13 protein-coding genes are annotated in these 10,456 nt (G+C 67.7%); 7 read left to right on the forward strand and 6 right to left on the reverse strand.

The window, feature by feature from the left end; translation table 11 throughout:
* Positions 1-86: 86 nt before the first annotated feature.
* From sigK to MVF96_RS18215, 3 genes are all read left to right on the forward strand, one after another.
* On the forward strand, positions 87-695 hold the full coding sequence (gene sigK, locus MVF96_RS18205; protein WP_058252002.1) for an ECF RNA polymerase sigma factor SigK: 609 nt from the start codon (positions 87-89) through the stop codon (positions 693-695).
* 7 nt (positions 696-702) lie between these two features.
* A complete protein-coding gene (locus MVF96_RS18210) occupies positions 703-1,644 on the forward strand; it encodes an anti-sigma factor (protein ID WP_137809559.1) in 942 nt (313 codons plus the stop codon).
* Positions 1,645-1,788: 144 nt separating this feature from the next.
* A complete protein-coding gene (locus tag MVF96_RS18215) occupies positions 1,789-2,886 on the forward strand; it encodes an alpha/beta hydrolase (protein ID WP_418930399.1) in 1,098 nt (365 codons plus the stop codon).
* Here MVF96_RS18215 and MVF96_RS18220 read toward each other — a convergent pair.
* A complete protein-coding gene (locus tag MVF96_RS18220; protein WP_374100826.1) occupies positions 2,862-3,212 on the reverse strand; it encodes a response regulator transcription factor in 351 nt (116 codons plus the stop codon). The genes MVF96_RS18215 and MVF96_RS18220 overlap by 25 nt on opposite strands.
* A 135-nt stretch (positions 3,213-3,347) precedes the next feature.
* Positions 3,348-4,022, reverse strand: coding sequence for a helix-turn-helix transcriptional regulator (locus MVF96_RS18225; protein WP_065631886.1), 675 nt, complete (start codon positions 4,020-4,022; stop codon positions 3,348-3,350).
* Positions 4,023-4,382: 360 nt separating this feature from the next.
* Here MVF96_RS18225 and MVF96_RS18230 point away from each other — a divergent pair, with 360 nt between their 5' ends.
* A complete protein-coding gene (locus tag MVF96_RS18230) occupies positions 4,383-5,138 on the forward strand; it encodes an acetoacetate decarboxylase family protein (RefSeq protein WP_065631800.1) in 756 nt (251 codons plus the stop codon).
* Between the two features lie 56 nt (positions 5,139-5,194).
* Entirely contained in the window at positions 5,195-6,211 is a 1,017-nt protein-coding gene (locus tag MVF96_RS18235; protein WP_247449958.1) for a pirin family protein, read from the forward strand.
* Positions 6,212-6,218: 7 nt separating this feature from the next.
* Here MVF96_RS18235 and MVF96_RS18240 read toward each other — a convergent pair whose 3' ends face one another.
* Both MVF96_RS18240 and MVF96_RS18245 read right to left on the reverse strand, forming a co-directional pair.
* On the reverse strand, positions 6,219-6,887 hold the full coding sequence (locus MVF96_RS18240; protein ID WP_247449960.1) for a CE1759 family FMN reductase: 669 nt from the start codon (positions 6,885-6,887) through the stop codon (positions 6,219-6,221).
* Positions 6,884-7,984, reverse strand: coding sequence for an LLM class flavin-dependent oxidoreductase (locus MVF96_RS18245; protein WP_247449962.1), 1,101 nt, complete (start codon positions 7,982-7,984; stop codon positions 6,884-6,886). Before MVF96_RS18245 ends, MVF96_RS18240 begins: the two co-directional genes overlap by 4 nt.
* Before the next feature lie 132 nt (positions 7,985-8,116).
* Between MVF96_RS18245 and MVF96_RS18250 the strand changes: the two genes are divergently transcribed.
* Complete coding sequence (locus MVF96_RS18250; protein ID WP_006360231.1) at positions 8,117-8,650, forward strand: MTB12 C-terminal domain-containing protein; 534 nt, start codon at positions 8,117-8,119, stop codon at positions 8,648-8,650.
* A gap of 80 nt (positions 8,651-8,730) precedes the next feature.
* A complete protein-coding gene (locus MVF96_RS18255; protein ID WP_247449964.1) occupies positions 8,731-9,366 on the forward strand; it encodes a DUF4190 domain-containing protein in 636 nt (211 codons plus the stop codon).
* Between the two features lie 120 nt (positions 9,367-9,486).
* Here the strand turns inward: MVF96_RS18255 and MVF96_RS18260 are convergent, their stop codons facing one another.
* Together MVF96_RS18260 and MVF96_RS18265 are read right to left on the reverse strand one after the other, a co-directional pair.
* On the reverse strand, positions 9,487-9,804 hold the full coding sequence (locus MVF96_RS18260) for a hypothetical protein (protein WP_006360233.1): 318 nt from the start codon (positions 9,802-9,804) through the stop codon (positions 9,487-9,489).
* Positions 9,805-10,109: 305 nt separating this feature from the next.
* The gene (locus MVF96_RS18265) at positions 10,110-10,337 is read right to left on the reverse strand and encodes an MbtH family protein (protein WP_006360234.1); all 228 of its coding nucleotides are present in this window, start codon (positions 10,335-10,337) and stop codon (positions 10,110-10,112) included.
* Between the last annotated feature and the right edge of the window lie 119 nt (positions 10,338-10,456).

Raw genomic sequence — 10,456 nt, forward strand, 5'->3', positions numbered from 1 at the left:
AGGTCAGTGATCCATGGATTCGCGATCGGTAGCCCCGGGATCGACGATCACCCGAGAAATCCCTACGTCTTCGTTACCGTGGAACCGTGACACCGGACGATGGCAGCGCGGCCACCGACGCGCACCACGGACGCGGGGGCGAAGCACAGATGCTGCGGGAGTTGCTGGCCGCAGCCGCGACGGGCGACCGGACCGCGTTCTCCACGCTGTACGACCGCACGAGTTCACGGATCTACGGACTCGCGTTCCGCGTCGTGCGGGACCGTCAGTACGCGGAGGAGATCGTCCAGGAGGCGTACCTGCAGTACTGGCAGAAGGCCGGCGAGTACCAGCCCGGGCGCGGTTCGGTCATCACGTGGATGATGACCATCGCCCATCGGCGGGCCGTCGACCGCGTCCGATCCGAGGAGCTCCAGCAACAGCGCATGTCGCAGTATGGCGCGGTCTCGGTGGAGACACCGCGGAACATACCGCTCGAGGTCGTTGTGCAGACCGACGAGGCGCGTACGCTACGAACATGTCTCGGCACGCTCACGGAACTGCAACGGAGCTGCATCGAGATGTCGTATTTCGGGGGCCTGACCTATCCCGAGGTCGCCCGGCACACCGATACCCCCTTGCCCACCATCAAATCTCGGATTCGAGATGGCCTGCGTCGGTTGAGAACCTGCCTGAGGACGCACGAGGACGCCTGATCCCACAATGACCACATCCGATACGACCGGGGACCGCGGGGCCACCTGGCTCGACGACCACGTCGAATTGTTCGCCGTCGGCGCGCTGACCCCCGACGAGACCAGACGCGTCGAGTCAGAACTCGCCGCACTTCCACCCCACGAGCGGGCGGAACACGACGCCCAGATCGCCGACATCCAGGCGGCCATGGCGGGTTTCGCGACGACGTATGCGCTCGACGCACCGCCCGAACTCCGGGACCGGGTGCTGCAGCACGTCTTCGAGGGTGCGGCGCTGACCCCGGAGGCCTACGTACCCTCGGGCATCGATCCGGGCCCGCAGAACCCGGCCGCCGCGGTCGATCCCGTCCCGCCGGTCGCACCCGCGGGAACGGGCCGATCCGGCGAGAGCGACCTCGCGCCGCCGCCGCCGGTCGAATTGCGGCCCCGCGACTCGCGCCACGGACAGCATCGATCGGGTGGAACCGCGCGGCGCCCGGCACGCGCAACGGCGATCCTGGCGGCCGCGGCGGTGACCGTGGCCGTGGCGCTGGGGGCAGGCGTGCTCATCGGTCGCACCACCGCCCCCGAGTCGTCCACCTCGTCGACGGCGCTCAGCGACTCCCAGCGTGAGGTGCTCGGGGTACTCACGGCCGCGGACGCGTCCGTGAGCGTCGAGCCATTGGCCGACGACCGGGGCACCATCGCGGTGGTGACGTCCGAATCGGCCGACCAGGCGGTCGCGCTCCTGCGGGACCTGCGCACGCCCATCCCGGCCGACAGCACGTATCAGTTGTGGCTGGTGGGCGGTGCACCGCAGCCGGTGCCGGCCGGGCTGATCCCCGGAGACGACACCGCCCCGGTGGTGGTGGACGACGTGCGCGGGTCGAGCGTGCTCGCGGTCACCATCGAACCGGCCGGCGGTTCGCCGCAGCCGACGACACCGATCCTCGCCCAGGTCGCCCTCTAGGCCGGCGAGAATTCGATCCTTCGGGTGACAGCCCTGGCGATCTCCGCTCGTATCGTTCTTCTGTGTGCGGGCGATCCATAGACTGTGGGGCCGGCACGTCGGCGCGTCCGATCCGACGGGATCTCGAGAACGAGTAGGTGCGATGTGAACGGAATCGGTCGTCGGGAACAGCGGCAGCGACATCTCGGCGGGTGGCGAGTCCTCGCCGGGTTGCTGACGGTGGGTGCGGTCATCGCGGGCCTCGCGACCGCTCCCGGGGCGCCGGCGGCCGCCACCCCGTCGTCCCCCGACGGTTCCCGCGTCGTCGACTCCTACACCGATGACCCGCAGCAGGTGACGCTGCTCGTCCACTCCGCCTCGATGAACCGCACGGTCCCGGTCACGGTGCTCACGCCACGGGATCGGACCCGGCCGGCACCCACCCTGTACCTACTCAACGGCGCCGGTGGCGGGGAGGACTCCGCGACCTGGGACGCACGGACCACCTACAAGCGGTACTTCGCCGACCGGCACGCTTATGTCGTCACCCCGATCGGTGGCGCCTACTCGTACTACACCGACTGGCAGCGCGACGATCCCGCTCTCGGCCGCAACAAATGGCAGACCTTCCTCACGAAGGAACTGCCGCCCCTGATCGACGACGAGTTCGACACCACCGGCGTCAACGCGATCGCGGGGATCTCGATGGCGGGGACCTCGGTGCTCAATCTCGCCATCGCCGCCCCCGGGTTGTACCGATCCGTCGCCGCCTTCAGCGGGTGCGCTCGGACCAGCGACCCGGCCGGCCAGCAGTACATCCGATTGGTCGTCGAGGACCGCGGTCAAGCGGACATGACCAACATGTGGGGCCCGCTCGACGGTCCCGGCTGGCGAGCCAACGATCCGTACCTGAACGCGGCGAAACTGCGCGGCAGCAAGGTCTACATGACGACCGGGACGGGAGCACCGGGTGTCCACGAGCAGCTGACCGACCCGAGTATCGCGGGCGACGGTTTCACGCTGGCGAACCAGGCGATCGTGGGCGGCGGGATCGAGGTCGCCATCGACATCTGCACCCGGCAGATGGTCGAGCGTATGCGTGCGCTCGACGTCCCGGTCGAGGTGAACTTCCGCCCGACCGGCACCCACTCATGGGGTTACTGGCAGGACGACCTGTACCGGACCTGGCCGTATCGAACGCGACCTGCGCTGAGCGCTCAGTATTCGAGGGCCAGGCCTCACCACTGGTCGAGACCGGTGTAACCGTCCTGGAGTGCTCGCGCGAAAAGGTGGGTTTTCGTCGGCGCACTTCGCCCGACCGCGGTGTACTTCGCCCGGATGCGCGCAAGGTGCGTGCTCACCGTGGACGCCGAGATGAAGAGTCGTGCGGCGGCATCTTCTTTGGACTCGGCGGCTAGCCAGGCGAGCAGAACCTCGACCTCCCGGTCCGACAGACTCGGACGTGTCACTGCCGCTGAGCGCTCGACGGGAACCAGGTAATCAACCGGCTTGGAACGTTGCCGTGGCACGACTCCGTGCCGCGGTGCGGCCGCCGTCCTGGCTCGGAAGATATCTGAAGTGACCGTCATTGTTCCCATCCCCTGTTCAGACCGGCGCTATCTCGTGTGTCCCCGACGCCCCAAATCAATCTGTTTCAACGTTAAGACGGCGTAGTAACTGTCGGTAGACCCAGAAATGGGGACTCGACTCCCGCGGCCATGCCGTCAGCCATGTTTCGTTCGCCCCCAGGCCCCGTCGGGTGTTGACCGTCCCTCGTGCCGGTACCGCTGCGGCACCGGGAGCCATCCGTCTTCGACGGCACGCTTGAAGAGATCCACCTTGGTGCGCGTCGGCCGCCCGGCGTCCGCATACTTCTGGCGAATCCGCTTGAGGTACTCGTTGACCGTCTCCGCGGAGACCCCGAGAGCAGCCCCGACTCGGGCCGACGTCTCGCCGGACGCGTACAGCGCCAACACTTTCTGCAACTGAGGCGACAGGTCGACAGTCGCCAGTTCGGGGTCGCCGTCTATGGCGGCAGCCCATTCTGTGGTGAGGACCGCCCGGCCGTCGGCGGCCGCCCGGATGGCGTCGATGATGACCGACTCGTCCGCCGACTTGAGCACCACGCCGAGCGCTCCGGCGCGCGCCGCCGATCTCAACAGCGCCGGATGCTCTCCAGAGGTGTACACGACGGTGGCCACTCCGGCCGCCGACAATGCGTTGACGTTCTCGCGAGGCGTGGTGCCGTCGTCGAGACGGAGGTCCAGCAGGACCACGTCGAGCTGCATGACACTGAGCACGCCGGCAACCGTCGTCGCCGAGCAGACCAACGAGATGTCCGAAACCGGGTCCAACACTCGTTCGATTCCCCAGATCGGGGACCGATGGTCGTCGACCATTCCAACCCGGATCGCTGCATGACCCTCCGACGAATCCTCGTCGATCAAGGTCGTCTGCTCGTCGTTCACCAACACCCCCACGAGGCACATGCGAGACTCTCAGCCTTTACTCAGCTTCACGTTACTGAAACCTCGACCAAAGCTACGTGCCGAGTCGGACATATCACCCGTCGGAGCGCGAAACTACATCAACTGGTCCCGATCTGACCGCTGGCGTGTCCACATTCTTGGGGACACCACCCGGATGGGTCCCGCCGGGAGCGAAGGCATGCAAGACTAGAACATGTTCTAAAAAGGTGATCGTGCCGGCGTGGTCCGGCGACCCGACCCGACCCGACCCGACACGCAGGAGCAGAACAGGTGAGCGCACCTTCGACGCACGATGTACTCGGTACCCCGGTGACCATGCCGGTCGAGATCCGGCACGCACGGTGCTTCGTCGCCGGTTTCACCGCCGACACCCGGGCCGTGGCACGGGCCATCGACGCCGAATCGGCACAGCCCGGGACGCTTCGCCCGTTGCGCATCCGACCGGGTCGCACCATGTGCATGCTCGTGTTCGTCGACTACGTCGACGGCGACCTCGGACCGTACAACGAGTTCGGCGTGTGCTTCCTCGTCGAGGATCCGACCACCCCACCCGCCTCGCCGATCCGGGCAGTGCGCTCACTGCTGAAGGGGGACGCGCGTGCGCTGGTGCACCGGCTCCCCGTCGACGGCGACTTCACCCTGGCCGCCGGGCGCGGCATCTGGGGATTCCCGAAGACACTCGCCGAGTTCGAGGTCGATCACTCCTCCGCCACCAGACGCGGCCGCCTCGTGTCCGACGGCGCACTCGTCGCCGACCTGAGTGTGAAGCCGGGGCTCAAGGTCCCGGACTCGACCGCCGACACCGTGTTGCACGCCTATTCGCAGCTGGACGGGATCACGCGGATGACACCGTGGCGGCTCACCTCGACCACCGGGACCCGCACCCGCATCGGCGGCGCGCGCCTGACCCTCGGCGACCACCCCATCGCCGACGAACTCCGATCCCTGCAGTTGGGGCGGCACGCCCTGATGTCGAGCTCGGTCGATCGGATCACGATGCGTTTCGAGAACCCCACGCTGGTCTGACCGCGATCTCCGCCGGGTTCGCGGACGTCCGTGCCGCGGTCGCGGACAATGGTTCCATGAGCAATCTCGAGACGGACCCGGTCGAGGTCGAGTGCCATGCCGATGCCGGCGTCGCCGCAGGTTCGGGCCTCCTCCACATGGACGTCCTGACCGCGCGCGACGTACCGCTCGGCGGCCCACGCGCGATGACGGTGCACCGGACCCTCCCGCAGCGGTCACGTTCGCTGATCGGAGCCTGGTGCTTCATCGACCACTACGGCCCCGATGACGTCGCGAGCAGCGGCGGGATGGACGTGCCACCACACCCGCACACCGGACTCCAGACGGTCAGCTGGCTGTTCACCGGCGAGGTCGAGCACCGCGACACGATGGGCAACCACGCGATGGTCCGCCCCGGCGAGATCAACCTCATGACCGCCGGGCACGGCATCGCGCACACCGAGGTCTCGACACCCGACACCACCACCCTGCACGGGGTGCAGCTGTGGGTCGCGTTGCCGGCCGAGAACGCCGACACCGCACGCGACTTCGCACACCACCGGCCCGATGCTCTCGACCTGGACGGGGTCACCGCCAAGGTCTTTCTCGGCGAACTGTTCGGCACCCGCTCGCCGGTGCACACGTTCACGCCGCTGACCGGCGCCCAGCTCGACTTCGCACCCGGCGCCGCCGTCGACATCGACGTCGACCCCGAACACGAGCACGGCATTCTCGTCGACACCGGAAGCGTCGAGGTCGCCGGCGCCGACGCCGCACCGCTGGCCCGCACCGAGCTGGGCTACATCGGCTTGGGCGCAAAGCGGATCACGCTCACCAACGTCGCCGAGACCGACGCCCGGGTGATCCTCCTCGGCGGCGCACCGCTGGCGGAGGACATCGTCATGTGGTGGAACTTCATCGGGCGCACACACGACGACATCGTCGGCTACCGGGACCAGTGGGAGGCGCGCAGCGAACGCTTCGGGCAGGTGCAGGGTTACGTCGGTTCGACGCAGCACCTGCCCGCGCCGCCGCTGCCGCACTCACGGCTGCGCGCCCGGGCCAACACCCCGGGGCGCGCCGCCCCCGGGTGAGGGCGCATCACGCCGTTCCGAGCAACCTCGCGAAGTTCGCGATCCCCGCGGCCTCGACCGCCTGCTGCCTGCCGTCGGCCACGGCCGCGCGCGGCGGTTCCCCGTCGGCGGCATTCCCCGGCCCTGTGCCACCCCTCGGTCCGAGGAGCGAGACGAGTTCGGCTGCGGCACGGCCGATCCGGTCGTTCAACGACGCGGTGTCCCCACCGGCGCCCGCCCAGTCCGCCGACGCGGCGTAGACGCCGGTCGGCAGGACGACGGCACGTAGGTAGGCGAACAACGGTCGCAGCGCGTGGTCGAGCACCATCGAGTGGCGCGGGCTGCCGCCGGTCGCCCCGATCAGCACCGGTTTGCCCGACATGGCGTCGATGTCGACGAGATCGAAGAACATCTTGAACAGTCCGCTGTACGACGCGTTGAAGATCGGGGTCGCCACGATCAGGGCATCGGCCCCCTCGACCGCGTCGAGTGCCGCGCGTGCCCGGCCCGAGGCGAAGCCGACCGTCATCGCCTGTCCCAGGTCGGCGGCGAGGTCACGCAGGTCGACGATCTCGACGTCCGCGCGGCCCGCCCCGAGTCCTTCGGTGACGGCGGCGACCATCCGGTCGACGAGCAGTCGCGTCGACGACGGTTCGGAGAGACCGGCGTTCACCGCGACGATCCGCAGGGCGGTCACGAGGACACCTCCACATCCTGATCGGCTTCCTGGCGGGCGGCGACGAGCGAGGCGTGCGTCGGCGCGTCGGGAACGTCGTCGGGACGTCCCTCCGCAAACCCGGCGCGCAGGTCCGGTAGCACCTCGCCCAGCAGGTCGAGCTGCTCCAGCACGGTCTTGAGCGGCAGTCCCGCATGATCGACGAGGAACAGCTGACGCTGGTAGTCGCCGAAGGTCTCCCGAAAGGTCAGCGTCTTGTCGACGAACTCGGCCGGGCTGCCGACGGTCAGCGGCGTCTGCGAGGTGAAGTCCTCGAGCGACGGACCGTGTCCGTACACCGGCGCGTTGTCGAAGTACGGGCGGAACTCGCGCACCGCGTCCTGCGACCTCGGTCGGATGAAGAACTGTCCGCCGAGCCCGACGACGGCCTGGTGGGCCTTGCCGTGGCCGTAGTGCTCGTACCGTTCGCGGTAGAAGTTGATCAGCCGCTGGAAGTGCTCGTTGGGCCAGAAGATGTTGTTCGCGAAGAACCCGTCCCCGTAGTAGGCGGCCTGCTCGGCGATCTCGGGACTGCGGATCGAACCGTGCCAGACGAACGGTGCCACGTCGTCGAGCGGGCGGGGCGTCGAGGTGAAGGACGTCAGCGGGGTCCGGAACTGTCCTTCCCAATCCACCACGTGCTCGGTCCACAACCGATGCAGGAGGTGGTAGTTCTCGATCGCCAGCGGGATCCCCTGCCGGATGTCCTGGCCGAACCACGGATAGACCGGACCGGTGTTGCCGCGCCCGAGCATCAGGTCGACGCGCCCGTCGGCCAGATGCTGCAGCATCGCGAAGTCCTCGGCGATCTTGACCGGGTCGTTGGTCGTGATCAGCGTGGTCGCGGTACTCAGTTGCAGGCGCTCGGTCTGCGCCGCGATGTAGGCCAGGGTCGTGGTGGGCGACGACGAGAAGAAGGGCTCGTTGTGGTGCTCACCGAGCGCGAACACGTCGAGCCCGATGTCCTCGGCCTTCTTGGCGATCTGCACGATCGCCTTGATCCGCTCGTGTTCTGTGGGCGTCGTGCCCGTGGTCGGGTCGGTGGTGATGTCACTGACGCTGAAGAGTCCGAACTGCATGTCGCGCCTCCTTGTGATGGTTACACCGAGCATAACAGGACCGCGGTCCGATTAATTCCGGTGGCCGGTGAGTTAGTGTTGGCTCACTGCGGAGAAGCGCCGCGGATAGACAACTGCATCGAGGAGAGTCGCATGAAGATCCGGAAGTCCGTCGCTGCCGTCACCCTCGCCGGGGCCGCTTTGTTCGTCGCCACCGGTTGTTCGGAGTCCACCGACACCGTCGACGAGGCGACGAGCGCGGTGTCCACCGCCGTCGAGTCCGCGGCGAGCCAGGTCGAGACCGCCGCCAGCGACGCGGTCGACGAGGTCACCGGGCTCAGCAATGACGACGCACAGGAAACCCTGCGCCAGGCCATCGACCCGAACACCTCCTCCGAGGAGCTCGACCAGGTCATCGACGTCACCAATCCCGCCACCAAACCGGCCGCGATGGCTTTCGCCAAGGGCGCGTCCGCCGCGGGATACACCCCGGACGCGTTCTCGGTGAAAGAGGTCACCGAGGACGGCGACAAGGCCACCGCAACCGTCGCCGTGAAGAGTCCGCATTCCTCGACACCGGTCGACATCCAGCTCGGCTTCGTCAAGGTCGACGGCGACTGGAAGCTCAGTGGTGACGCCATTCAGCAGCTGATCAGCATGGGCAGCGGCCAGCAAGAGGGCAACTAGACCCACGGCGCACGTCGCCTCCTCGCCTACACTCGGACGGGTGTGGTTCCGACCCGGAGCCGGGCGGCGAGGAGGTGTACGTGCGTACCGATCAACCCACCCAACCGTTCGCTCCACCGGTGACCCAGCGGCACGCGCGGTGGCCGCTGGTCAATGATCTCGACGACACCGAGTTGCCGGCTGCGGCCGAACCGACCGGCACGCGGGTCGACGTGCATGTTGCGGTACCCGCGTCGCCGAAGCTGCCGACCAGGGTCGAGCCCGCGGCGGAATCGTCACCGTGGATGGTGACGCGCAACGCCGGCCGGCTGCCGGCACGGGAACATGCCGCATTGCCGCCGGTGGGCGACTTCTGGGGCCTGGAGAACGCCCGCCGGGCACCCCTTGCCGCGATGCCGCTGCCCGCGCGGACCTTTCCGGCGCGCTCGGCGCCGTACCTGACCCGGCCCGTCGGCGGCCGTTCCGTCGCACCGGCTGCCTCGCTGGCTCTGACCTCCGGGCTGATCTCCCTACCCCTGACCCTCCTGCTGGGACTGGGCGCGATCCTCGGACTGATCGCCGTCGTCGCCGGCGCGGTCGGAGTCAGGCAGGTTCGACGCGCCCCCGCAGAGCGCAAGGGCACCGGTCGCGCGATCACGGGCATCGTGACCGGCGCCGGCAGCGTGATCGTGGGCGGCCCGATCCTCTTCCTCGTTCTGCTCCTCGCCGGACTGTAGCCGCAGGCGCACTGTTCGAGGCCTGTCGCCGCCACGCTTGTCGCCGCCACAGTCGCACGACCGCAGAAACAACGAGACCCGCCTGTCGGCGGGTCTCGTCGGGTATGTCGGTGCGGGCCTCTAGCTGACCGCGCGGAGTCGGGGCCGGACCGAGGCGACCTCGCCGCGCTCGCGGCCGAGCCAGGCCTGGATCTCGCCGATGACCTGCAACCGGGAATCAACCGGGTCGATGTCCACGAGAGACGGCATGCAGTGCATCAGTGCGGCGTAGAACGCCGAGGTCGGCGACATCCCGTACTCGGCCAGCACGCTGCCGTAGTCCTCGACGCGATCGGCGAGTTCACCGTAGGTGAGAGCGTCATCGCCCAGCCGAACAGCGGTCAGGTGGGGCGTGATCGCCCCTCGTGTCTGGATGTCATCCAGTAGTAGCTGGTCCATGATTACTGCCTTCCCGCCCGTGGAGCGTCGATCGCTGTGTCCCCGCCTCCCCTGACGTTGGTACTCATGCGATCCTTCAACCAAGTGTGCCCTACCTCATTCAACTAGTAGAACACTGACTCAACATGTGTGGGATATTCCACAACAATTTCGGTAACTGTGCTGCAATCCGATGTTACGGCTGTGACTGCAGTTGCGACAGGTCACCACTGGGTTGATTCTTTACCTGTTATCCACGTGCAACTGTCCCGATATTCGAGCACGACCGACTTTCGCAATCGCGAGTGTCGGGGCCCGTCACCGACTCAGGCGTCGCCGCTCTTGTCCGCCTCCATCGCCTCGATGAGGCTCTTGGGCCGGAGGTCGGTCCAGTTCTGCTCCACGTACTCCAGGCACGCGGCGCGGCTGTCCTCGCCGAAGACCTTGGTCCACCCGGCGGGGATGTCGGCGAACGTCGGCCACAGCGAGTGCTGGTTCTCGTCGTTCACGAGCACGTAGAAGCGGCCGTCCTCGTCGTCGAATGGGTTCGTCATGGGTGTCCTTTCTCCATCGGCACGGCGACTGTCGTCACCCGCCTGCTTTGTTGTTGTCGAACGTAGTGGCTCGCCGCCCGGATTCACGCGAGGTCAGGTCGATGATGTCACGCAAATCC

This window comes from Gordonia hongkongensis (genome assembly GCF_023078355.1).
GTDB lineage: Bacteria > Actinomycetota > Actinomycetes > Mycobacteriales > Mycobacteriaceae > Gordonia > Gordonia hongkongensis.